Origin of the sequence: Polyangium jinanense (assembly GCF_028435265.1) — a bacterium.
Taxonomy (GTDB): Bacteria; Myxococcota_A; Polyangia; order Polyangiales; family Polyangiaceae; genus Polyangium; species Polyangium jinanense.
Genome location: NZ_JAGTJK010000004.1, coordinates 118,575 through 142,610 on the forward strand (window position 1 = coordinate 118,575; position 24,036 = coordinate 142,610).

Genomic DNA, 24,036 nt, shown 5'->3' on the forward strand with positions numbered 1-24,036 from the left:
CGCACGTGTCGCGCTGCATCGACGCACAGAGAACGCGTGCGCGTCCGGAGTCGCCTTCCTACAATGGCGCCTCCTTCGCGCGTGCTCTCCCGATGCATCGTGGTGCACGCGCCTGCCGCTCCCTGGAGGTCGCCGATGTCCCCGTGTCCGCCCCGCGCTCGTTTTGCCTTGTTGTTTGGCGCTCTCGCGCTCATCGCCGGCTGCGGCGACGTGTCGCAACCTGCGCCCGAGGGCGCCGTCGGAGAAGCGGAGCTCGACATCAGCGGCGGCTATGCGGATGACAAGGACACCGCGGTCGTCGGGATTTACGCGACGAACCTCGGCGGCATCTGCACCGGCTCGCTTCTCGCGCCGAACCTGGTGCTCACGGCGCGCCACTGTGTGTCGCAGATCAACAACAACGAAGGCACCGTCGAGTGCGGCGTCACCAAGTTCGCTCCCCCCGCCGCGCCGAGCAGCTACCTCGTCACGACCGGCCCCGAGCTCTCCCAGGATCCCTCCGTTTACCGGGCCACGAAGGAGGTCGTGCTCCTTCCCGCAGGCGACGACTTCTGCGGTCAGGACCAGGCGATCCTGATCCTCGCGGAGAACATCCCCGAGGCGGAAGCGAAGCCGCTCGTGCCCCGCGTCGACGAGCCGCTCGTCAACGGCGAAAAATACTCCGCGATCGGGTTCGGCGCGACGGACGGCGCGGGCAACGGCGCGGGCGCGCGTCGCCGCCGCGACGACCTCACCGTCACCTGCGTCGCCGACGAGTGCCCCGATTTCCAGGTCAAAACGACCGAGTGGATGGGCAACGCCGGCGTCTGCCAGGGTGACTCCGGCGGACCCGCGATCGACGCGAAAAACCGCGTGATCGGCGTGACCTCGCGCGGCGGCTTCAACTGCTCGACCCCGATCTACGGCTACGTGAAGGCGTGGGATCAGTGGATCAAGGACACGGCGATCAAGGCCGCGGAGATGGGCGGTTATCCCGTCCCGGCGTGGGCGAACGGCGCCCCCACGAACCCCGACTACTCGTACACGCCCGGCGACGCCTGCAATGAGCCCTCCGACTGCGCCTCGGGCCGCTGCGTGAACGACGGCAACGAGCAGTACTGCACGCGCCTCTGCAACGAGCAGGCGCCGTGCCCCGAGGGCTGGTACTGCGACAGCGACAGCAACGGCCAGGGTGTCTGCTTCAAGAAAGAAGGCTCGGCGTCGGGCGGCTGGGGCGAGGAGGAGGAGGGCCCGCAGCTCTCGAACGAGAGCTCCTGCAGCGTGAACGCCGATCCGACGAAGCCCGTGCCCTGGCGCGGCGGCATCTTCGCGCTCGCGCTCGTCGCGCTCGGTCTGCGGCGCCGCACGCGGTGAAGCGCCGCTCGTTCCATCTCGCGCTCGTCGCGCTCGCCTTCTCCGCGTGCTCACGCGGCTCCGGCAAGGACAAACCTCTTCGCGTCGTGTCGCTCTCGCCGAGCACGACGGAGACGATGTTCGCGATCGGGGCCGGAGGCTTGCTCGTCGGGCGCTCGCGGTACTGCGACTACCCGAAAGAAGCCGAGGCACTGCCCGTCGTCGGTGGCTACGCCGATCCGAACGTCGAGGCGATCGTCGCGCTCGCGCCCACGCTCGTCGTCGGCGCGCGTGGCCCCGCCGGGCCCGTGCTCGAAGAGGGGCTGCGCGCGCACGGCATCGACACGTTTTTCCCCGAGACCGAGTCGCTCGACGGCATCACGCGCATGATCGAAAAGCTCGGCCGCCGCGTGGGCCACGAGGCCGAGGCGAAACGTGTCGCGCAAGGCATCGAGGACAAACGCAAGGCGCTCGCCGCGCTCGTCGCCGGAAGGCCCAAGAAGCGCGTGCTGTTCGTGTTCGACGCGTCGCCCATCGTCGTCGCCGGCCCCGGCAGTTTTCCCGACGAGCTCGTGCGCCTCGCGGGCGGCGAGAACGTCATCACCCGCGGCGGCGCCTACCCGACGATCGGACTCGAGCATCTGCTCGCGCTCGATCCGGATGTCCTGCTCGACGGCGCCTCCGACATGCGCTCCACCAAGACGCTGCGCGAACGCGTCGAGAACGCCCCCGGCTGGCGCGAGCTCCGCGCCGTCCAGAAAGGCCAGATCCGCGTCGTCGGCTCTGACGTCTTGCGCCCCGGCCCCCGCATCGGTGATGGACTCTTCGCCGTCGCCCGCGCCATCCACGGCGAGGACCTCGCGCCACCCCCATGACCCGTTCGCCCGCCCGCGTCCGCGCCGATGCCCTCCTCGTCACCCTCGGCCTCGCCGAGAGCCGCGCCCAAGCGCAGGCCCTCATCATGGCCGGCAAGGTGACTTGTAGCGATGCGCGCGTGGACAAACCCGGCTCGCTCCTCGCGCCGGACGCACCTCTCCGCGTCGCCTCCCCGCCGCGCTTCGTCTCCCGCGGCGGCGACAAGCTCGACCACGCGCTCACGTTCTTCGTCGACAAGGGCCTCGACGTTGCCGGCCGCCGTTGCCTCGACGTCGGCGCCTCCACGGGCGGCTTCACCGATTGCCTGCTCCAGCGCGGCGCCGCGCTCGTCGTGGCCGTCGACGTCGGCTACGGACAGCTCGCCGAGAAGCTCCGTGCCGATCCACGCGTCGACGTCCGCGAGCGCGTGAACGCGCGCGAGCTCAGTCGCAGCGACTTGCCCGCGGGCGTCGACCTCGTCGTCGTCGACGCCTCGTTCATCGGCATCGGCAAGCTCATCGGCGCGATCGCGGCTTTGCTCGAGCCGGGCGCGGATCTCGTCGCCCTCGTAAAGCCGCAGTTCGAGGCGGGTCGGGAGGCTGTCTCGCGCGGACGGGGCGTCATCCGGGATGAAGAGACGCGGCAGGCCGCGATCGCCGCGGCGCGTCGGGCTGTCGAGGAGGGCGGGTTCGAGGTCGTTGCCGAGGTCGACAGTGCGGTTGCCGGCCCAAAAGGCAACGTGGAGCGGTTCGTCTGGGCGCGCCGTCGCGCCGGCTGATCCCGAGGCCGCGCGTGCTCGGGGCTGACGACATGCGGCGATGATGGTACTCATCGGCGCGGCACGGGCATCGCGCGGTTTTCGCGGCCCTTGCCGGCGAGGAGAGGTCGATGCTCGGACGACGGCGTTGGGTGATGGCGATCGTGGCCCTCGGCGTGAGCGCGCTGGGGCTGGCCGCGTGTTCCACCCAGAAAGACGCGCCGCAGAAGGATGCCGCGGGCAAGGATCCGAGCGTCCCCGCGGCGGCCGAGCCCTGGAAGGTCGGCGCGTACCTGAGCCTGTCGGGCGCCGAGACGCAGTTCGGCATCGAGACCAAGGAAGGCATCGAGCTCGCGGTCGACGAGGTGAACAAGAAGGGCGGCGTGAAGGGCCGGCCCGTGAAGGTCCTCTACGAGGACAACAAGTCGAACCCGCAGGAGACGAACAACAAGGTCCTGCAGCTCATCACGCGGGACAAGGTCGTCGCGCTGCTCGGCGAGGTCGCCTCCTCGCGCTCCACGATCGGCGGCATCGTCGCGAACAAGCACAAGATCCCGATGATCACGTCCTCGGCGACGGCGCCCGAGGTCACGCAGATCGGGCCCTTCGTCTTCCGCGTCTGCTTCACGGACGACACGCAGGGCCAGATGGGCGCCGAGTTCGTGGTGAAGACCATGGGCAAGAAGCGCATCGGGATCCTCTACGCTTCCGACGACGTCTACTCGTCGGGCCTCGCCGCGCAGTTCCGCGACGCGGCGAAGAAGCTCGGCGGCGAGATCGTCGTGGAGAAGAGCTTCATCAAGACCGAGACGAACTTCACCACGTACATCAACGAGATCCGCGACGCGAAGCCGGAGCTCGTCTACGCGCCGATCTACTACAACGCGATGGTCCCGATCGCGCGGCAGGCGAAGGCCGCGGGCATGCCGGGCAGCATGTTCGTCGGCGGCGACGGCTGGGACGCCGAGACGTTGCTCCAAGACGCGGGCGAGGAGATGGAGGGCGCGTACTTCACGAACCACTACGCGCCCGACGTCCCCTGGCCGAACGCGCAGATCTTCCTCAAGGCCTACAAGGAGCGCTTCAAGCGTGATCCGTCGAGCCTCTCGTCGCTCGGCTACGACTCGGCGCTGCTCCTCTTCGACGCCATGGGCCGCGCCAAGGGCGACACGCCCGAGGCCATCCGCGACGCGATCGCCGAGACCAAGAACTTCCAGGGCGCGACGGGCACGATCACCATCGACCCGAACCGCAACGCGGACAAATCCATCGTGATCGTGCAGATCAAGAACAAGAAGTTCACCTACTTCGCGACGGTGAACGACAAGGCGGCTGCGAAGCCCTGAGGCGAGAGGTCGGGTGATTCCATGGCCATGAAGATCCTCAACGCCCTGATCACGGGCCTCGCGCAGGGGTCGATGATCGCGCTCGTGGCCCTCGGCTACACGATGGTCTACGGCATCCTGAAGCTCATCAACTTCGCCCACAGCGAGGTCTTCATGATGGGCGCCTTCCTCGGCTTCTTCGGGATCACGGCGCTCGGGGGCAAGGACTCTCCGCTCGTCGCCGGCGTCGGCGGGACGCTGCTCGCCATGGTGTTCGCAGGTCTGCTCGGCATGCTCGTCGAGCGCATCGCCTACGCCCCGCTCCGCACGCGCGGCAAGGGCAAGGCGAACACCCGCATCACCCCGCTCGTCACGGCGCTCGGCATGAGCGTCCTGCTCCAGAACCTCGCCCAGCTCCTCTTCACCGCGCAGTACCGCGGCTACCCGCAGCTTTTGCCGATCGAGGACACGCGCAAGGTCATCTTCATCTCGGCCTTCTCCGTGATGGTCGCGCTCCAGTTCCTCGTGCACAAAACCTGGATGGGCAAGGCGATGCGCGCGCTCAGCGTGAACATCGAGGCCGCGCGCCTCATGGGCATCCGCACGAGCCGCGTCATTTCGATCACGTTCATCACGGGCTCGGTCCTCGCCGCGCTCGGCGCCGTTCTCTACTGCCTCGATCAGTCGCAGGTCTACCCCACGATGGGCGTCGTCATCGGCACGCGCGCCTTCGTCGCGGCCGTCATCGGCGGCATCGGCAACATCCCGGGCGCGATGCTCGGCGGCCTGCTCATCGGCATCATCGGCGAGATGACCAAGCTCACGGCGTACTCCGGCCTGCAGGATGTCCTGGTCTTCACGGCTCTCATCGCCGTCCTGCTCGTCAAGCCGACGGGGCTGCTCGGAAAAGCCTCGATCGAGAAGGTTTGATGCGCGTCAGGCCCTGACCGACGGGCCGCTTGCGTACTATCCTTGGCCCTGATGATGCGGCGCTTGATCCTCGCCTCCGTCTTCGTGCTCGGCGCCTGCGCGCCAGGCGCTCCGGCCAACTGGGTCCGCGGCGGCGCGATGCTCGACGTGCCCCGCGCACGCTGGGTCGTCGGCACCGCCGTCGTCGACGTCTTCCCCGACGGCCGCGTGACGCTCAACGAAACCGAGGAGCTCACCGTCGACCGCGGCGGGCGCGTCTACGATCCGAACAACGACCCCGTCGCGCTCCTCGAGCCCGGCGGCAAGCTCGTCGGCCCCGGCGACAAACTCCTCGGCAACGTCGGCATCCTGCACGCCTCGCAGGGCGACGAGCCGCACGCGTGGCTCAGCGTCATGCCCACGGGTGAGGTCGTCCGCTACGAGGACGACGGCGGACGCAGCTCGCTCGGCGTCTGGATCGGCTGCAACCAGACCTATCTGCAGCACCAGACGTGCACGCTCGTCAGCCATCTGCTCACGCCGCGCATCGTCGCGCAGTCGCGCAACGCGAATACGCTCATGCCGAATGGCCTGGGATATGGCCCCGGCGGTTATATGCCCGGCATGGGCTTCGGTTTGCCCTACCGTTGATCGCCCAGTTTTCCCGCCTGGAACGTCATCGTTCCGCGCAATCATCCGCGCCCCTGGGCCATCGAATCCGGCGCACGGGTGGAGTCCGGCAGACGTTGGGCTGACCCATCCTCCCAGGACGAACCTGCGACGCAGGCCTGGGAGGCGTGTGGGCATCGGGGGGGTTGTCGGCGCAGGCGGGCGACGCCTCCGGATCAATGGAGGTTCGGATGAACGTTCGTAACATGGTCCTCGCCTCGACTCTGGTGCTGGTCGGCGTGGTCGCCGCGCAGGCCTGCGGCGGGAGCGACGAGGGCGGCGGTGGGACGGGCGGGACCGCGGGCGCGGGCGGTGGAACCGGCGGGACCGCGGGCGCAGGCGGTGGAACCGGCGGAACCGGGGGCACGGGCGGGACCGGCGGGACCGGCGGTGCGGGCGGCGCGGGCGGGGCCGGCGGCATGGGCGGCGCGGGGGGCGCTGGCGGCGCGGGCAGCGGCGACGCGGGCGTGAAGATGATGCCGAGCCTGCGGTTCTCCCACCTCTCGCCGGACGCGTCGGCGGTCGACGTGTGCCTCTTGCCGGCGGGCGGCGCGAACGAGGGCGCCTTCGGTCCGATCTTCAAGCAGCGCTTCAACGACGCTGACGGCATCCGGTTCGGCGAGGTCTCCAAGTACGTCGACGTGCCCGAGGGCGACTACACGCTGCGCGTCGTCGCGCCTGGCGCGCTGAACTGCGACACCGCGCTCCCGGGCACGCAGGACGTCCCCGGGATCGAGGCACGCGGGGGCGAACTCGCCACGGTCGCGGCCGTCGGTCAGCTCGACGCGCCGGCGGGCGTGCACAAGTTCGGCGCGCTGCGCTTCCTGGACGACACGGAGCCGGCGTCGGGGAAGACGCGCGTGCGTTTCATCCACGCCTCGCCGGACACGGACGACCTCGACATCGGCACCGTCGACACGCAGGGCACGTTCGCGCCGCTCTTCACGGGCGTCGGGTATGGCTCGACGGGCCAGTCGAAGACGGGCAACTACGTGACAGGGGCGCCGTTCGACAAGGCCACGATCGCGACGCGCGTCGCGGGCCAGCAGGCGAACCTCTTCACGATCGCGGGCGTGATCATCGAGGCGGACCGCGTCGTCACGATCTTCGCGATCGGCAACCGCGCCGGCCAGCCCGAGCTGCTCCGGCTCCTGGTTTGTCAGGATGAATCACCCCACGCCCAGGGCGCGCCCGGCATGGCGACCTGCCACCTGCTGACGCCGTGAGGCCGGCCTAGCCCCCTCTCCCGCGAGGGAGAGGGGGTTGGGGGTGAGGGAATCGTTCCGCGGGAGAGGGTGAGGGGAGAGGGGAGAGGGCGTCGCTCTACTTGAGCAGCCACCCGAACAGGAGCCGCTTCGTCGCATCTCGCGACACCTGCGCGATCGAATCGACGAGCGGAATCTCCTTCGGACAAACCTCCACGCAGTTCTGCGCCTTCCCGCAGTCCTGCACGCCGCCTTCGCCCATGACCGTCTCCAGCCGCGCGTTCTTGTGCAGCGCGCCCGACGGATGCATGTTGAACAGCCGCACGAGGTTCAGCGCGAACGGCCCGACGAACTGCGTCGAATCGTTGTACTGCGGGCACGCCTCGACGCAGCACCCGCACGTCATGCAGCGCGAAAGCGGATAACGCTCCTGCTGCGCCTCGGGGCTCTCGCGTGGACCCGGGCCGAGCTCGTGCGTCCCGTCGATGTCGATCCACGCTTTGACCTTCTTCATGTCCTGGAACATGCGCTCGCGGTCGACGATCAGGTCACGCACGAGCGGGAACTTCGTCATCGGCTCGACCGTGATCGTCTCGCCGTTCGGCGCGATCTGGTCCACGAGCGCCGAGCACGCCTGACGCACGCGCCCGTTGATCACCATCGTGCAGGCGCCGCAGACCTCTTCGAGGCACGACGACTCCCACACGACCGGCGCGACGTCTTTCCCGTCGACCGTGCGCGGCTCCTTCTGCACCTGCTGCAGCGCGCTGATCACGTTCATCTGCGGCAGGTAGGGGACCTTGAACTCCTCCCACCGCTTCGTCTCCGGGAGATCGGGACCGTCCTGGCGCTTGACGCGCAGATGCACGAGACGCCCGGTGCCCTTCGTCGTGTCGCTGTTCGCCATGGTCAAACGCTCTTCTGCTGCTCCGAGGCAGCCGGTTGCTGGATCTTCCCGGTCGCGGCGGCGCTCGCGGCGCCGGCCTGCTCGTACTTGCGCTCGCGCGGGGCGACGAGGCTCGCGTCGACGGCGTCGGTCACGTGGATCGACTGCCCGGCGCACGTGTAGTCGAACTCCCGCAGGTACTTCACGGCGCCCTTCTGCTCGTGCTTCGCGAGCGTCGTGCGCATCCAGTCCGCGTCGTTCCGCTTCGGGAACGCGGGCTTGTAGTGCGCGCCGCGCGACTCGTCGCGGTTCTTCGCGCCCTGCGCGATCACGCGGGCGAGCACCAGCATGTTCTCGAGGTGCCGCACGAACTGCGCGCCCTGGTTCGCGCGCTGCGAGCCGTCCGGACAGGCGACCTTCTTCACCCGCTCGTCGAGCTCCGAGAGCTTGCCGAGGACCTGCTCGAGCGTCGCGTTCTCGCGCTCGATCGTCACGTCGCGCAGCATCATGTCGCCGAGCTCTTGGTGGAGCTTGTACGGATTCTCGGCGTTCTTTTCGTCCTGGTTCTGCTTGAGGATGCGCGTGTAGTCGTCCTGGCAGCGCTTCTCGGCCTTCTCGAAGATCGACTTCGGCAGGTCGAACGCGCTCTTCGCGAGGCTCTTCTGGTAGCTCGCGACCGACGGGCCCGTGACCATGCCGCCGTAGATGCACGAGAGCAGCGAGTTCGCGCCGAGCCGGTTCGCGCCGTGGTACTGGTACTCGACCTCGCCCACCGCGTAGAGCCCGGGGATGCTCGTCGCGTGGTTGCGCGGCGAGCCCGCCTTCAGCGATCCACGCGCGTCCTTCTCGAAGTCGACCCACAGGCCGCCCATCGAGTAGTGCACGGCGGGGAAGACCTTCATCGGGTTGTGATACGGGTCGGTCCCCGCGAACTTCTCGTAGATCTCGAGGATGCCCGCGAGCTTCGCGCGGAGGAACTTCTCGTCCTTGTGCGTGAGGTCGAGGTAAACCTCGTTCTCGTTGCGACCGGTCTTCGGGTTGAAGACGCCGCGCTTCTCGTGGAAACACGTCTTGAAGATCGCGCGTGACGCGATGTCGCGGGGCACGAGGTTGCCGTAGCCCGGGTACATGCGCTCGAGGATGTAGTCGCGCTCCTTCTCGGGGATCTCCTTCGGATTGCGCTGATCCTTCGCGTCCTTCGGCACCCACACGCGGCCGCCCTCGCCGCGCGCGCTCTCCGAGATGAGGCGGAGTTTGTCCGCGCCCGGGATCGCCGTCGGGTGCACCTGGATGAACTCGCCGTTCGCGTAGACCGCGCCCTGCTGGTAGACCGACGAGGCCGCGGTCCCGGTGCAGATCACGCTCATCGTCGAGCGGCCGAAGATGATGCCGCAGCCTCCCGTGGCGAGCACGACGGCGTCGCCCTGGAAGTACTTGATCTGCATCGTCTTGAGGTCCTGCGCGATGCAGCCGACGCACGTGCCGCTGTCGTCGAGCACGGCCTGCAAGAAGTCCCAGAACTCGAACTTGCGGACCATCTTCTCGCCCGGGATCGACACGCCGTGCTCGTCGACGACGTCGGCGATCTCGTAGCGGCGCACCTGCTCGTCGAGGGCGTAGAGGAGCTGCTGCCCCGTCGTCGCGCCCGCGAACGCCGTGCGGTGGAAGAGCGTGCCGCCGAAGCGACGGAAGTCGAGCAGGCCTTCGGGCGTGCGGTTGAAAGGCACGCCCATGCGGTCGAGCATGAACACGATGCCCGGCGCCGCCTCGGCCATGCCCTTGACGGGCGGCTGGTTCGCCAGGAAGTCGCCGCCGTAGGCCGTCTCTTCGAGGTGGATCTGCGGGCTGTCGCCTTCGCCCTTGGTGTTGACGGAGGCGTTGATGCCGCCCTGCGCGCACACCGAGTGCGAGCGCTTCACCGGGACGAGCGAGATCAGGTCCACCGGGACCTTCGCCTCGCAGAGCTTGATCACCGTCATGAGGCCCGCGAGGCCTCCGCCGACGACGACCACCCTTCGAACCTTGCCCCCTTCGCTCCGGATCGTGCTTTTCGCAGCCATGGTGCTTGAAACCTCAATCGATGACCGGCCCGACGGAGGCGGGCTTCTGCGTTTGCTGGAGGATGTCGACGCACGTGCGCGCGTCCGAGCCCCCCTTCTTGCCGAAGATCTTGTCCTGCACGGAGGAGCCCGTGGCGAAGTAGATCGCCGTGTTCGCGCCGAGCAGGAAGATCGCGACGCCGAGCACCCCGAAGACGGCCGCAGCCATCTGCTGCGAGCGGCGCGACACCGTCACGCCCCACGAGAAGCAGAAGCCCCAGAGCCCGTTCGCGAAGTGAAAGACGCTCGCCGCGATGCCGAGCACGTAGAGCAGCCCCACGACCGGGATGCCCTTCACCGTCGCCGACATGTTCTGGCAGAGCGCGGGGTAGAACTGCTCGGGCGCGAGCTTGCCCGCGAGCTTCTTGCCCCAGTACTCGTAGAGGTGGAACGCGATGAACGCGAAGGCCATGAGGCCCGTGACGCGCTGGAGCGTGAAGGCCCAGTTGCGCGTGGTCTTGTACTTCGAGACGTTGTACTTCGCGTCGAGCGCGAGCTTGATCCCGTAGCCCGCGTGGAAGAGCAGCGGCAGGAGGATCAGTCCCCACTCCGCCACCGCGAGGTACGGCGTGTGCGTGATCTCCGAGACCGCCTTGTCAAAGGGCTCCTGTCCCTGGAGCGCCTTGGCGTTCGTCCACAGGTGGAACACCATGAACGCGCCGACGGGCGCGACGCCCGTCAACGAGTGCAGCTTGCGCAGCAGAAACGCGCGGCGGTTCTGCGCGAAGAGTGACTGATCGGCGAGCGCTGCTTCGGACACGAAAGGACCTCGTCGTCTTGCGGGCGACCGGCGATGTATGGGACTCTAGCCAGGACGTCAAGGTGGCGCGATCTTTAGGTAACTCGCTCGGCCGCTCGGCCAGGGTGCTCGCAGGGCTGGGTTTGGCCGCCCTTGGCGCGGGAGCGTGTGGTGGATCGCGTAACGACGCCGTCGCCCCCACGGTGCCGCTGTCGTCGTCGATCGAGGCGCAGACCGAGCTCCGCAACATCGAGGCCTCGTTCGCCCAGTCGAGCCGCGCCGAACGTCAGGCCCTCGAAGACCGCCTGCTCGCCTTCCAGGCGCGTTACCCCAAGGACGCGCTCGGCCCCGTGGCCGACGTGATGCTCGCCTGGATCGCGCTCGAACGTGGCGATCTCAACCGCGCCACCGAGCTCTCGTCCCGCGCCGAGACGCAGACGAAAGCCGTCGGCACGACCGCGGAGCTCGCCCGCATGATCCAGGGCGCCGCGCTCCGCCGCTCGGGCAAGGCCGAGGCCGCGCTCGGCAAACTGCTGCCGCTCCTCGGCAAGCTCATCGACCCGCACGCCCGGACGTTTCTGAACGAGGAGGCGACCGCGAGCGCGATCGGCGCGAAGCACCACGGTCAGGCGATCGAGCTGATGCTCGTGTGGCTGCACGAGGCGTCGCTCGAGGAGCGCGTCGAGGTGCGCTCGAAGCTCGCGGAGCTGCTCGCGAGCATCCCGCCGGCGTCGCTCGCGCCGATCCTCGAAGAGCGGCGCAAGAAGCACCCGGAGCCGTTGAACGAGGAGCTCGAGGTGCAGAAGACGCTCGTCGAGAGGCTCTCGGACGCGGCGATCTCGGCGCGGGACCAGCAGCTCGCGCGGCGGCTGCTCGGCGCGGCGATGCCTCTGCTCGGGACGGGCGCCGACGAGATCGCGGAGCTCGCGGCGGGCGCGGGCGGGGCGCGCGTCGAGGCGCCGACGCTCGGGCTCGTCTTGCCCACGCGCAGCCTCGAAGCGCGGCGGCGGGGCACGCAGGTCGTGAGCGGGGTGATGTTCGGCCTGGGGCTACCAGGATCGCAGGCGCGGCTCGTGACGCGCGACGACCTCGGGCGCGACACGGGCATCGAGGACGCGCTCGAAGGGCTCGGCGCGGACGGCGCGGCGATCATCATCGCGGGCGTCGATCGGGAGGAGGCGACGATCGCGGCGAAGTTCGCGGAGCGCGAGTCGATCCCGGTGGTGCTCCTGCATCCACCCGCGCCGGATGTCGCCGATTCGCCGTTCGTGTTCGTGGTCGGCGAGGAGCCGGAGCGGGTGCGCAAGGCGCTCGTGGGAGCGTTGCCTCCGAAGGGGCAGGTCGTGTGGATCGGCGACAAGGGCAGCGTGGACATGGCGCGGGAGGAGGCGTTCGAGTGCACGCGCCTGCCGCCGTCCTGGCGCGGCATCGGCGGCGTTGCGGTCTACGGGAGCTGCGTGTCCGACGTGCTGCTCGCGACCTCGGGGACGAGCGTGAAGGCCGCGGTGGGGCTCGACCTCGGCGGGGTGAGCTTGCCGAAGGGCACGTTCGCGGCGACGGCGGGGGTGTATCCGATCGATCCGCGGGCGCCGGGGCGGGAGTCGCTTTCGGCGTGGATGCGGGTGCACCCGGATCCGCCGAGCCTGTGGGCGGGGCTCGGGCGGGACGCGGCGGTCCTGGCATGGGTGGGCGTCGAGGGGTTGCCTACGCAGGGGACGCGGGAGCCGAAAGAGGTGAAGCGTCGGCGGGAGCAGGCGGCGACCGCGCTCGCGGCGGCGGAGCGGGAGTTGTGGACGACCGAGGCAAAAGGGTTTGGCGGGGCACGCAAGCTCGCTCGGTCGATCGGGGTACGCGAGGTGCGGTGAGGCCTCCGTCGAGGCACGGACGTCTTCCGTGTCGGGCTGTGCGCGTCAATGCCTTGACGTCTTCCCTATCGATCGGCGCTTTCGTAACGTTGCGGTTTGCTCGTGCAGCGGCTGGGAGGCGTTTGGCCTTCGAGCCTGCAGGGTGCGGGAAGGCGCGCAATGAAGCGATCGTGGACCATCGGTCAGCAGCTCATTCTGGGATTTGCCATTCCGCTGATCGTGCTGGGTGTACTCGGGCTCTCGTCCTACCGCCTGAACCAGCAAATGCGGCAGGCGAGCGCGTGGGCCGCGCACGTGCAAAAGGAGATCGACGCGTTCACCGTGCTGCTCGTCGATTTGCAGGACATCGAGGGCGGGCAGCGGGGATACGTCATCAGCGGGACCGACGAGTTCTACCGGAGCTACGAGGAGGCGCGCGGGCGCTACAAGACGCACCTCCAGCGTGTACGCGAGCTCGTCGGCACCTCGAACCCCGAGCAGGCGCGGCGGCTCGACGCGCTCGAACGCGTCGTCGGCGAGCGCGTCGCCTTCTCCGACCAGAACCTCCAGATCCGCAAGGCCGAGGGCCTCGCGGCCGCCATCGCGCACATCGGGACCGGCAAGGGCAAACGCCTGACCGAGGATGTTCGAGGCATCATGGCCGACATCAGCGCCGCCGAGAACGCGACGCTCGAAGCGCAAACGAACGAGGTGAATCGCGCCTCGATCGCGCTCGATCGAATGCTGGGCGTGGGCACCACCTTGGCGATCGTCGTCGTGGGGTTCGGCGCAATCCTCATCGTTCGCCGGCTCGACCGGCAAATCGGCGACTCGGTGCAGCGCATGCAAAGCGCCGCGGCGGAGCTCGAAGCGGCGGCGACGCAGCAGGTGCGGGGGTCGAAGGAGCAAGCGTCCTCGGCGTCGGAGGTATCGACCACGGTGCGCGAGCTGGCTGTCACGGCGCGGCAGGTCTCGGAGAGCGCACAACGTGTGACGCGCATGGCGAACGACACCGCGCAATCGGCCCGCGGGGGCGATCATGTGCTCGCGACGGCGCAGGAATCGATGGGAATCGTGCAGCGTCAGGTGCAGGAAATCGTGGGGCGCATGCTCGACCTCGGGCGCAAATCGCAAGAAATCGGGACGATCCTCGATATCATCAACGAGCTCAGCGAGCAGACGAACATCCTGGCCATCAATGCGACGATCGAGGCGGTGGGCGCCGGCGACGCGGGTCGTCGATTCGGCGTGGTGGCGAGCGAGATTCGGAAGCTCGCCGATCGCGTGGGGGCCTCGACGAAGGACATTCGCCGGCTGATCGACGACGTGCGCGGCGCGGCGAACACGACGGTGATGGCGACGGAGGACGGCGCAAAGGCGGTCGATTCCTCGACGCGGCGCTTCGGCGAGGTGGCGGAGAGCTTGCGTCGCATCATCGATTACGTGAACAGCACGGCCGAGGCGGCGCGGGAGATCGAGCTGTCGACGAAGCAACAAACGACGGCGATGGAGCAGGTGAGCAGCGCGGTGATGGAGGTGGCGCAGACGGCGCGCGAGACGGAGGCGAGCTCGGCGCAGACACTGCAAACGGCGTCGGAGGTGGTGGCCATTTCGGAGGGGCTGCGGCAGCTCATCGAGCGGGGAGGGGCGGGGGGTGGGGGGATCGTGGCGGCGGTGTGAGGGGATTTCCCGTAATATCCCCCTCGCCCCCCCGCCCGAGCCGCGGTACATCCATCCCTGGCATGCGTCTCCGCGCCCCCGCCTTCTCCCTCGTCCCCTTGCTCCTCCTTTCGGCGGCACCTGCCCTTGCCGATCGTGTCGTCGTCCTTCCTTCGCAGGGCAGCGCGACGCCGGCGGCGCGCCTCGGGCTCGATCAGGAGGTCATGCGGGGGGCGGCATCGCTCCGCCATTCCATCGCGTCCGAGGTCGAGACCCAGGCCGCGCTCGTTCGCATCGCCGACGGCACCGCCGATACGCCCGAGGAGTACGCCTCCATCGCCAATATCCTCCGGGCGAACTGGGTCCTTTCCGCGCGCGTCGAGCCGGCCGCCACCACCACCCGCATCGAGATCGCGGCCTACCTCGCCACCCTCGGCCGCGTCGAGTCCGTCGCCCGCGACGTCGACCCCCAGAAACAAGACGCCCAGGTCCAGGAGATGCTCGCCGTCCTCATGCGCCCCGAGGGCGTCGGCGCCTCTGCTCTTCCTTGGGAGCAAGCCCTCCCGCCGCCTCCGCCGCCGCCCCCCATCCCGCCGCCGCCCTCGGCTCCGCCGCCGCCTCCGCTTCCGCCGTTCGGCACCCCGCAAACCCCCTGGAACATGGGGCAATTCATGCCCCCGCCGCCTCCGCCGCCGCCCCAGCCGGCGCCGAAGAACGAGGTCCTCATGTCGTACCTCGGCGGCTCCCGACAAACCGTTTGGCCTGCCTACACCGCGGGCAAACCCGTCTTCCTCAGCGCGCTCATCGGGTTTTCCGTCGCGGCCTCCTCCGGAGAGCGCGCCACGGGCAGCGCCGCGGCCTTCGTCGGGGCGCTGCGCGGTGGCTACGCGATCGGCGAATCCGGGTTCGAGCTCTTCGCCGGCCTCTCGGGCAACCTCGCCGGACCCTCCGCCTTGTGGATCGACCTCGGCGGCCGATGGCTCTTTTCCCCCACCGTCAAGACCGCGCCCGACGGCCGCAAGGAGGGTTTTTCCTTTCACGTCGGCCCCGAGCTCGTCCTCGGCCCCTTCGTTCGCCTCGGCAGCACCGTCACCGCGCCGAACGGCGTCACCTACGAGGGCCGCAGCAGCACGCATTTTTCCTTCGGCGCGGCCCTCGACCTCGTCCTCGGCATCTCGCCCGCGCTCCGCATCGACGCCCAGCTCGGCAACCTCCGCTTCGTCCCCACGGAGGACGGCACGATCGTGCTGATGGGCGCCACGATCGGCACGACGTACCGGTTCTGAAGCGAGGCGCCTTGGCCACGATCGTCCCGCTCCCCACGCGCCGCGCCACGATTCGCCTCGCGCGGGCTGTCGCCGCCGCGCTCCTGCCGGGCGACCTCTTGATCCTCGCGGGCGACCTCGGCGCGGGGAAAACCTTCTTCACGCGCGCCCTCTGCCGCGCCCTCGGCGTCCCCTCGGCAGAACCCATCACGAGCCCCACCTTCACCCTCGTCCACGAGCACGCGGGCAAGCTCCCGATCGCTCACGCCGACCTCTACCGCATCGCCGATGAGGACGAGCTCGCGCACCTTGGCTTGCGGGATCGGCGTGGCGAGGGCGCGGTCCTCGTCGTCGAGTGGGGCGCGCCGTATGCGGCGGCGCTTGGTGGGGATGCGCTTTCCGTCACGTTCGAGGTTCGGGCGGATGGGACGCGGCGGGCGCGGATCGAGGCGGATGGGGCTCGATCGGCGACGCTCCTCGCGGCCGTCTCGAAGGGGCTCGGCATGTCGGCCTGACGGGCGCCGGACGGCCGTGATAAAGAGGTCCTCGCGTGGACGACTCCGAACCGAAGCTCTTGCAGCGGATCCTCGATCCCGTGCTCGGCTTCTTCGAGAACATCGGGACCACGGTGAGCCTCACCCTCCAGACCGTGGCCTGGCTCTTCCGCCCTCCGTTTCGGATCGGCCAGATGCTCGCGGCGATGGATTTCATCGGCTTCCAGTCGACCTTCCTCGTCGGCTTGACGGGCCTCTTCAGCGGCATGGTCGTCGCGCTCCAGTCGGTCTATGCGCTCAAGCAGTTCAGCGCCGAGGCCAACGTCGGCGGCATCGTGGCGGTTTCGCTCATGCGCGAGGTCTCGCCCGTCTTCTCGGCGCTCATGATCACGGCGCGGGCGGGCAGCGGCATGGCGGCCGAGCTCGGCAACATGCGGGTCACCGAGCAGATCGACGCGATCACCACGATGGGCGTGAGCCCGGTCCAGTACCTCCTCTCGCCGCGGCTGCTTGCGGGCGTCACGATGGGCCCGCTCATGTGCATGCTCTATTCGACGATCGGCATGGTCGGCTGCTACCTCGTGGCCGTCGCCTTGCTCGGCGGCGACTGGGGTTTTTTCTTGCGCAGCATTCACGACTTCGCCCGCCCGCGTGACCTCTTCATGGGCCTCATCAAGGGCTCGGTCTTCGGCTTTTTGATCACCTCGATCGCCTGCCGGCACGGCTACTTCGCGTCGGGCGGCGCGCGCGGCGTGGGCATGGCGACGACGCGCGCGGTCGTCGAGAGTTGCGTGGCGATCCTCGTGGCCAATTACATTCTCACGCAGGTCATGCTGGGAGACATCTAGGAATGGAGAGGACGCACGAGCACGCGACCGAGGGCCTCGACGTCGAGGCGCTGAACGACAAGCTCGCTCGCGAGCACCCGATCGACGCCTACTACGAGCGCTCGATCCTGCCGATCCGGCTCATCGAAAAGGGCCGCCTCGCCATCATCCGGCGCTTCATCGGGCCTGCCGACGGCCTCGACCTCGCCGAGATCGGCTCCGGCGGCGGCCATGTCCTCCGCATGTTCCCGCGCGCTCGCATCACCGCGATCGACGTCTCCGACGTCTTCCTCGACACGGCCCGGAAAAACCTCGCCGGGTACGACGCGCGTTTCTTGAAGGGCGAGGTCGACAAGATGGACCTCCCGCCGCGCTCCTTTGATCGCATCATCTGCACCGAGGTCCTCGAGCATTGCGTCGACCCGCGTGCGATCCTCGGTGCGATCGCGCGTCTTTTGCGACCCGAGGGCGCGGCGGTCATCACGATCCCGAACGATCCGCTCATTCTGGGCTTGAAGGGCTTCGTCCGGCGCACGCCCGTCGGCTGGGCGCTGCGCGACCGCATCGAATGGGGCGGCGACCGCTACCACCTGCATACGTGGACGCCCGGCGAATTCGGCCGCTTGCTCGAGGAGTTTTTCCGGGTCACCCACCGCGCCGCGTCGCCGTCGGATTTGCTCCCGATCCGGGCGTGCTTTCGTTGCGTGCTCCGGTAGCGGAGCGATTCACCCCTTTTCGTCGCGCGCCGTCGCCGCTAGGATCATCTCCATGCTGAAACGCGCGATTTCCTTGGGCTTGATCACCACGACCCTTCTTCTCGCCGCCTGCAGCGACGGCGGCTCGAACACGAGCGGCTCCGGCGCCGGCGGCAGCGGCGCCGCGGGCGGCACCGGGGGCACGGGCGGCACGGGTGGCAGCGGCGGCACGGGCGGCACCGGGGGCAGCGGCGGTGCCGGCGGCGGCGGCGGCAGCGGCGGCGCCGGCGGCGCAATGGAGGTCGATCCGCTCGTCGGGATCGGGACCGTCGAAGAGGTCCAGGGCAATTTCATGTTCACGGAGGGCCCGCAATGGAACCCCGCGACGAAGACCCTCCTCTTCACCGATATCCCCGCGAATCGCATCTACGAGCACACGCCGGGCGGCGACATCACCGTGTTCCGCGAGCCCAGCGCCAACACGAATGGCCTCGCCATCGATCCAAATGGCCTCCTCGTCTCCTGCGAGCACAGCGGACGGCGCGCCTCGCGGGAGCTCGCGAACGGCACGCTCGCCTCCATCGCCGATGCGTACGAGGGCAAGAAGCTGAACAGCCCGAACGACGTCATCGTGCATTCGAACGGCACCGTGTATTTCACGGATCCGCCGTACGGCCTCGCCGATCCGGGCCTCAGCGAGCTCGGCTTCTACGGCGTCTTCCGCGTCTCGCCCGGCGGCGAGATCTCGCTCGTCGCCGACGACATGGAGCGACCGAACGGCATTGCGCTCTCGCCGGACGAGAAGACGCTTTACGTCGCCGATACCGCCACCCGCGAGCTCCGCGCCTGGCCCGTGAATGCCGACGGCTCGCTCGGGACCGGGACCAAGCTCGTCACCACGAGCCCGGGTCCTGACGGAATGGCCGTCGACGCGAAGGGCAACCTCTTCGTCACCACGTCGGTCGGCGTCGAGGTGTACAGCCCCGCGGGCAAGCTTTACGGCGCCATTGCGGTCCCCCAGCAACCCTCGAACTGCGCGTTCGGCGGTGAGGACAAGAAGACGCTCTACATCACGGCCCGGACCGGCCTCTATCGCGTGACGCTCCAGGGCGCCGGCATCTACTGATTCCGCGTCACGTTCGCCCCGCCGCCCAGATCGCCACCGCCACGCCCATCACGCTCTCGCCGGCGACGAACCCCGAGGCCGTCGCGATCGTGTAAAGCTCGTCCCTTTTCGGGAACTTCCACGCCAGGACCGCTGCGATCGCGGCGCCGAGGAAAAGGGTAAAACTCGTCGACGCGGGCAAAATGAACGCGAGCCCGATTCCCAGGGGCGACGGCACCCAGGCGGCGAAACGCTTCGGCCCGAGCTCGCTCGCGATCGTGCAGACCACGGCGAATCCCGCCGCGATCGCCATGGCCAGCGACGCGGGCTCGGGCAGGCCGGCAAACCCTCGCGTCAAGAGCTCCGCCGTCCCTTTGAACATCTGCACGCCCGGAGCGGGGTATTTCGTGCCGAGCAGCTCGAGCGGAAACGCCTTTGCAAAGACCAGCGCCGTGGCGAGCCCGCCCGTCACGAGCCCGAAGAGCTGCGCGAGGAGCTGCTTTTGCGGCGAAGCGCCAAGGAGCCGGCCCGTCTTGAGGTCCTGCATCATGTCGCCGCAGCTATTCGCCCCCGCGTTCGTGAGCCCCGCCGCCATCAGGCTGGCCTGCGTATGGCCGCCCGTGAGCACGGCGAAGAGGAGCTGCGTCACCATGGCCATCGGGCCGATCGGATTGACGTCCGTCTCGCCCATCGTCCGCGTCCCCACGAGCGCGAGCGCGCCCGCGAGCACGATCGCCAGAAGCGTCGTCGCCGGGTGCAGGCCGAACACGAGCCATTGCACCCCGATCGCCAGCATCACCGCCGCGGCGAGGCCCCAGGCGAACCAGCGCCGCGGCACCTCCACGTCCTCCCGGAGCACCTCGCCCGACGCCTTCGCGCCCATCGCACCGCCGAGCGACCGGAACGCCGTCGCGATCGATCCCCCTTTGAGCGCAAACGACACGAGCCCGCCCACGACGAGCATCGCCACGCCCGGCCAAACCGTGAAACCCACCGCGTCGCCATAGAGCGTCGGCGCATTCGGCGTGGGCGTCACGAGGCCGCGCCCGAGGGCCCAGGGGACGACGAAGACCCAGCAAAGCGTCGCGCCGGCGGCCATCCACGCCGTCGTCCGCAGCCCGACGAGCGCGCCCGAGCCGAGCGTCATGAGCGACACGTCGAGCCCCATCGTGAGCCGCGCCAAACCCATTCCGCCGAGGCTCGCGAAGGCGAACGGCACCGCATCCGGGACGAACCCGAGGCCCCCGCGCGCGAGCCCGAGCGCCGCGCCGATCGCGGTCGCGGCGAGCAATGCGACGGCCTTCTGCTTGCCGCCTTCGCCCTCGCCGTGCAGCGCGAGCGTCGTCTGGGCTGCGGCGATGCCCGACGGGAACTTCAGGTTTTCGCGGTTGATCATCTGCCGCTTCAGCGGGATCGCGAAGAGCACCCCGAGTAGGGCGGCGGAGACGAGCCACGTGGCGATCTCGAGGATCGAGAGCCGCCGGTTCGTCACGATCATGAGCGCCGGCACGGCCGTCACCATGCCTGCGCCGGCCATCGCGGCCGCGGCCGAGGCGGCCGTCTGCATGGTGTTGTTCTCCAGCACCGTGAACGCGGGCCCGGATGCGACGGCGCGAAAGAGTCGGAAGACGAGCCACGCCGAGAGCGCCGCGGTGATCGAGGCGCCGTACGTGATGCCGATCGTGAACCCCGTGTACAGGTTCGCGGCGGAGAGGACCGAGCCGATCACGCACCCGCTCACCACGGCTCTCCACGTGAATTGCGGCTCGAGGGGCCGGTAGACCTGCGCATACCAGGCCTCGTCCGAGACCCGCCCGTGCACGTCCGCAGGCTCTTCGCCGTGCGGTTCGTTCGTGACGTCTGCGGGCAGGCTCGACATGGCAAGCATCGTCCCAGCGGGGGAGGGGCGAGGTCAAGGCCAGCAGGGATCCGTCCGGTTTACAACCCTTTCGGATGTGATTTTTCCTGCGGACGTCCTAAACTCTCGGACATGCTTGGAAATAGAACGGCTTCTCTTGCTTCGGTTTTTCTGGTCCTCGCCCTCGCCGCGTGCGCGGGGCAAACCTCGGGCGGCGCCGGCGGTGACGGCGGCGCTGGTGGTAGCGGCGGCAGCGGCGGCACCGGCGGCGTCGGCGGTAGTGGCGGCACCGGCGGCACCGGCGGCACCGGCGGTAGCGGCGGCGCTGGTGGTAGCGGCGGCGCCGGCGGTGGCGGTGGCAATGCGGCCTGCAACGGAGGCGGATCGTCGACGCTGCCCGGCGTTTCCATCGAGTTCACCACGATCGATTGCACGTATACCCTCGCCGAGGCGGCCGCCGGTATCGGCATCCATTACAACATCCAGGTGGCGGCCGACCTCCCGAGCGTTTACCCTACCCCGCAGGACAACGGCTGCGGCGAGCCTGGCCCGAGTGGCCTCATTCCCTTCGAGGTGCTCTCCGGCAACAACAACAAGTATTGCCTCTGCGACGTGGGCATCTGCCCGGCCCCAAACGATACGCCGAACGCCGTCCCCGCGGGCACCTACCCGAGCACGTTCTTGTGGGACGGGGTCAACTGGACCGGGCCGTCCGATTTCAACAACCCCAAAGGTCAGCCCTTCCCGCCCGGCGATTACACGCTCACGGTGAACGCCATCGGCGAGTACGACGAGGCCGGCACGAAGAAACCCTTCACAGTCGAGGGAACGTTCCTCGTGCATCTCGTACCCTGAGCCGAAAGATCGAGGCGGCCGGGAACTTCCGGCCCCGCCCGCGCTCGGATCGGGCATGTCGATCCGCCGGTTCGCTCCCGCCTTTCTCCTCGCCCTCGCTGCTTGCGCCAAGTCCCCTCCGGGCCCCGAGGCCGCCTCGCCCCAGGCGCCCGCGCCCAAGACGATTGCCAAGGCCGCGCCGCCCGTCGACGAACCCCTCACGCCTCCCGTCGTCCAGACCGACGCCCCTCCGCCCGTCGCCGTCGCGCCCGTCCCCGACGAGCCGCTCGAGGCGCCCGTCGATACGCGCCACGGTCCCGCGGTCAGCGCGAAGGGATCGATGTGGGGGGAGGCGGTCATGGACAAGAAAGGAGCCGGTGGCCTCGGTTTGTCGGGGATCGGCGAAGGCGGCGGCGGGCGCGGGGAGGGCATTGGCCTCGGTACGATCGGCACGATTGGACGCGGCGCCGGCACGGGGACGGGCGCGGGGTTCGGATCGGGCCACGGAAGGCTCGGCGGCTCGCATGGCGTGGCGGCGGGCGTGCGTGTGGGACCGGGCGGCCTCGGCGCGTCCGCGCAATCTCCGGGCGGCGTGCGCACGGGGGAATGGGACGACAACGCGAACTACCGCGAATTCGCCCGCTGGCTCGGCAAGGAGCGCGCCCCGGGCGCCGCGACGATCGACCTCTCTTCGCGTCGCTTCCTCGTCGTGCGGGACAACGCGGGCAAACCCGTCCCGAGCTGCCCCGTCGAGGTGCGTGATTCCGCGGGGACGACGCTCTCGCTCCGCACGACCGCGAATGGCCGCGCCCTTCTGTTTCCGCGGGCCGAGGGCCTGAAAGGCCCGGATCTCGTGGCCACGGCGCGTTGCCAGGGTGAATCCGTCGCGAGGACGACCACAATCTCCGCGGGTGACGGCGTCGTCGACCTTGTCCTCGCGGGCGCGCGTGTCTTGCCGGAGGCGCAGACCATCGACGTCGCGTTCGTCCTCGACACGACCGGCTCGATGTCCGAGGAAATCAACGCGCTGCGCGACACGCTGGAAAAGGTGGCCGGCGCGCTCTCCACGATGAACGTCCGCCCGCGCGTGGGCCTCGTCGAGTACCGCGACCGCAGCGACGAATACGTGACCCGCATGCACCAGATGACCACCGACGTCGCCGGTCTGCAGGCGCGGATCGCGACGATCTCCGCGGGCGGCGGCGGCGACACGCCCGAGCACGTGAACGAGGCGCTGCGGGTCGCCGTGCGCAACCTGCGTTTCCGGCCCGAATCGCTCGCGCGCCTCGTCTTCCTGATCGGCGACGCGCCTCCGCACCTCGATTATGCGCAGGACGAGGGGTATGCGGGCGCGATGAAGGAGGCGAGCCACGCGGGGGTGCAGGTGTATTCGATCGCGGCCTCGGGCATGGACAACCTCGGGCAGGTGGTCTTCCGGCAGATCGCGCAATACACGGGCGGCACGCACATGTTCGTCCTGCGCGGCGGGGCCGGGCCGGAATCGGTGGGCGGCGGGGATCCGCGCTCGAGCTGCGGCGGGACGCACACGGATTACACGAGCGGGAACCTGGACGCGCTGATCCTCGGGAAGGTGCGGGGGGCGATCGCGGCGCGGGACGCGGACCCGATGCGGATCGCGGGGCTGCATCAGGATGAGAAGGACCGGCCTTGTGATCAGCGGATCGTGATGGCGCGGTGAGCCGCTTGCGCAGTTCGCGCAAGTTGCGCAATTTGTGCGACTCGCGCAAGATGCCGCCTGCCACCTGAGCGGCGCCACGGCCGCCTGGGGGGGCGCGCTGGGCTGGCCCGGCGCGTGCAAGCAGGGGCGAACCGGTGGATCACGGACACCTGAGCGCTGGCTGGTTGGTCGCGGCGACCGTCGCGCATGTGGTGCTGCTCGGCGCGGGATTCGTCCGCGACGAGAGCGGCGCCATCGTGCGCGACATGCGCGAGGCGATCCGGGCGCAGCTCGTCGCGTTCGAGATCCCGATCGAGGCGCCCCGGCCGACGCCGCCCGAGGAGCCTCCGCCCGAGCCGCCCGCGCCGCCCGCGGAGCCGCCGCCGCCTGCTCCCCAGCCCGTGGCGATACGCGCGCCGGCGCCTCCGCAAAACGATCCCCCCGAGACCCCGCCGAGCGAGGTCCCTGAAGAGCTCCCCACCCCGATGGAGGCGCCGCCGGTGCTGGTGCAGGAGAGCGGTCCGCCCGATCCTTCGGCGGTCACGTTCGTGACCGGCGACGGCGCCGGTACCGGTCTCGTCTCTACGTTTGGCTCCGGGTTTCGTCCGGTGCGCCATACGGGCCTGGGTGGCGGCGCGCCGCCCCGCCGCCCGTCGCCGCCGCCGCCGCCCGATTTGTCCCGGCCGGCGTCGCTCTACGGCGACCGCGCGTGGGACTGCGACTTCCCGCCCGAAGCCGAAGCGGCGGGGATCCGGAATGCGCTGGTGGTGCTCCAGATCGTCGTGCGGGCCGACGGCCGCGCGCAGAAGGTCGAGGTGGTGTCCGATCCGGGATACGGCTTCGGGGCCCAGGCGAGGTACTGCGCGGCGCAGCATCATTATCGGCCGGCGCTGGATCGGGCTGGACAGCCGACCCAGGCGTCGCTCGGTCCGGTCCGGATCCGGTTCGTTCGCTGAGGCGTCGGGCATTTCATCTTCGTGGGCAGGGGGAGGGGCGCGCGG

At 69.4% G+C, this 24,036-nt stretch carries 21 protein-coding genes; 17 read left to right on the plus strand and 4 right to left on the minus strand.

What is annotated here, in order from left to right:
* The first annotated feature begins 135 nt into the window (after positions 1-135).
* The 7 genes from KEG38_RS11405 to KEG38_RS11435 all read left to right on the plus strand — a co-directional run bounded on the left by KEG38_RS11405 (position 136) and on the right by KEG38_RS11435 (position 7,073).
* Positions 136-1,353 (plus strand): S1 family peptidase, encoded by a 1,218-nt coding sequence (locus KEG38_RS11405; RefSeq protein ID WP_272419370.1) that lies wholly within the window; start codon positions 136-138, stop codon positions 1,351-1,353.
* Complete coding sequence (locus KEG38_RS11410) at positions 1,350-2,207, plus strand: ABC transporter substrate-binding protein (protein WP_272419371.1); 858 nt, start codon at positions 1,350-1,352, stop codon at positions 2,205-2,207. Before KEG38_RS11405 ends, KEG38_RS11410 begins: the two co-directional genes overlap by 4 nt.
* Positions 2,204-2,965, plus strand: a complete 762-nt coding sequence (locus KEG38_RS11415; protein WP_272419372.1) for a TlyA family RNA methyltransferase — start codon at positions 2,204-2,206, stop codon at positions 2,963-2,965. The genes KEG38_RS11410 and KEG38_RS11415 overlap by 4 nt, the downstream gene beginning before the upstream one ends.
* Positions 2,966-3,075: 110 nt before the next feature.
* Entirely contained in the window at positions 3,076-4,290 is a 1,215-nt protein-coding gene (locus KEG38_RS11420; protein WP_272419373.1) for an ABC transporter substrate-binding protein, read from the plus strand.
* Between the two features lie 21 nt (positions 4,291-4,311).
* The gene (locus tag KEG38_RS11425; RefSeq protein WP_272419374.1) at positions 4,312-5,199 is read left to right on the plus strand and encodes a branched-chain amino acid ABC transporter permease; all 888 of its coding nucleotides are present in this window, start codon (positions 4,312-4,314) and stop codon (positions 5,197-5,199) included.
* Between the two features lie 51 nt (positions 5,200-5,250).
* Positions 5,251-5,829, plus strand: coding sequence for a hypothetical protein (locus tag KEG38_RS11430; protein WP_272419375.1), 579 nt, complete (start codon positions 5,251-5,253; stop codon positions 5,827-5,829).
* Positions 5,830-6,038: 209 nt separating this feature from the next.
* Positions 6,039-7,073 carry a DUF4397 domain-containing protein gene (locus KEG38_RS11435; protein WP_272419377.1) on the plus strand — a complete coding sequence of 345 codons (1,035 nt, stop codon included), beginning with the start codon at positions 6,039-6,041 and terminating at the stop codon, positions 7,071-7,073.
* Positions 7,074-7,170: 97 nt separating this feature from the next.
* Here KEG38_RS11435 and sdhB read toward each other — a convergent pair whose 3' ends face one another.
* The 3 genes from sdhB to KEG38_RS11450 are packed head-to-tail and all read right to left on the minus strand — an operon-like array spanning position 7,171 to position 10,797.
* A complete protein-coding gene (sdhB, locus tag KEG38_RS11440; RefSeq protein ID WP_272419378.1) occupies positions 7,171-7,959 on the minus strand; it encodes a succinate dehydrogenase iron-sulfur subunit in 789 nt (262 codons plus the stop codon).
* A gap of 2 nt (positions 7,960-7,961) precedes the next feature.
* Entirely contained in the window at positions 7,962-9,998 is a 2,037-nt protein-coding gene (sdhA, locus tag KEG38_RS11445; RefSeq protein ID WP_272419379.1) for a succinate dehydrogenase flavoprotein subunit, read from the minus strand.
* A gap of 13 nt (positions 9,999-10,011) precedes the next feature.
* Entirely contained in the window at positions 10,012-10,797 is a 786-nt protein-coding gene (locus KEG38_RS11450; protein ID WP_272419380.1) for a succinate dehydrogenase/fumarate reductase transmembrane subunit, read from the minus strand.
* A gap of 62 nt (positions 10,798-10,859) precedes the next feature.
* Between KEG38_RS11450 and KEG38_RS11455 the strand changes: the two genes are divergently transcribed.
* From KEG38_RS11455 to KEG38_RS11485, 7 genes are all read left to right on the plus strand, one after another.
* Positions 10,860-12,641, plus strand: a complete 1,782-nt coding sequence (locus KEG38_RS11455; RefSeq protein WP_272419381.1) for a type 1 periplasmic-binding domain-containing protein — start codon at positions 10,860-10,862, stop codon at positions 12,639-12,641.
* Positions 12,642-12,800: 159 nt separating this feature from the next.
* On the plus strand, positions 12,801-14,300 hold the full coding sequence (locus tag KEG38_RS11460; RefSeq protein ID WP_272419382.1) for a methyl-accepting chemotaxis protein: 1,500 nt from the start codon (positions 12,801-12,803) through the stop codon (positions 14,298-14,300).
* Between the two features lie 62 nt (positions 14,301-14,362).
* A complete protein-coding gene (locus tag KEG38_RS11465; RefSeq protein ID WP_272419383.1) occupies positions 14,363-15,565 on the plus strand; it encodes a hypothetical protein in 1,203 nt (400 codons plus the stop codon).
* An 11-nt stretch (positions 15,566-15,576) separates the two neighbouring features.
* Positions 15,577-16,059 (plus strand): tRNA (adenosine(37)-N6)-threonylcarbamoyltransferase complex ATPase subunit type 1 TsaE, encoded by a 483-nt coding sequence (gene tsaE / locus KEG38_RS11470; protein WP_272419384.1) that lies wholly within the window; start codon positions 15,577-15,579, stop codon positions 16,057-16,059.
* Positions 16,060-16,094: 35 nt separating this feature from the next.
* The gene (locus KEG38_RS11475) at positions 16,095-16,886 is read left to right on the plus strand and encodes an MlaE family ABC transporter permease (RefSeq protein WP_272419385.1); all 792 of its coding nucleotides are present in this window, start codon (positions 16,095-16,097) and stop codon (positions 16,884-16,886) included.
* A gap of 2 nt (positions 16,887-16,888) precedes the next feature.
* Positions 16,889-17,581 (plus strand): class I SAM-dependent methyltransferase, encoded by a 693-nt coding sequence (locus KEG38_RS11480; protein WP_272419386.1) that lies wholly within the window; start codon positions 16,889-16,891, stop codon positions 17,579-17,581.
* A 52-nt stretch (positions 17,582-17,633) separates the two neighbouring features.
* A complete protein-coding gene (locus KEG38_RS11485; RefSeq protein ID WP_272419387.1) occupies positions 17,634-18,686 on the plus strand; it encodes an SMP-30/gluconolactonase/LRE family protein in 1,053 nt (350 codons plus the stop codon).
* A gap of 7 nt (positions 18,687-18,693) precedes the next feature.
* On the opposite strand, the gene KEG38_RS11490 is transcribed toward KEG38_RS11485, so the two are convergent.
* On the minus strand, positions 18,694-20,544 hold the full coding sequence (locus tag KEG38_RS11490) for an OPT family oligopeptide transporter (RefSeq protein ID WP_272419388.1): 1,851 nt from the start codon (positions 20,542-20,544) through the stop codon (positions 18,694-18,696).
* Positions 20,545-20,655: 111 nt separating this feature from the next.
* On the opposite strand from KEG38_RS11490, the gene KEG38_RS11495 reads away from it, so the two are divergent.
* The 3 genes from KEG38_RS11495 (at position 20,656) to KEG38_RS55485 (ending at position 23,991) form a co-directional block, all read left to right on the plus strand.
* Entirely contained in the window at positions 20,656-21,378 is a 723-nt protein-coding gene (locus KEG38_RS11495) for a hypothetical protein (protein WP_272419389.1), read from the plus strand.
* Between the two features lie 55 nt (positions 21,379-21,433).
* Complete coding sequence (locus KEG38_RS11500; RefSeq protein WP_272419390.1) at positions 21,434-23,056, plus strand: vWA domain-containing protein; 1,623 nt, start codon at positions 21,434-21,436, stop codon at positions 23,054-23,056.
* Between the two features lie 134 nt (positions 23,057-23,190).
* A complete protein-coding gene (locus KEG38_RS55485) occupies positions 23,191-23,991 on the plus strand; it encodes an energy transducer TonB (protein ID WP_272419391.1) in 801 nt (266 codons plus the stop codon).
* The last annotated feature ends 45 nt before the right edge of the window (positions 23,992-24,036 follow it).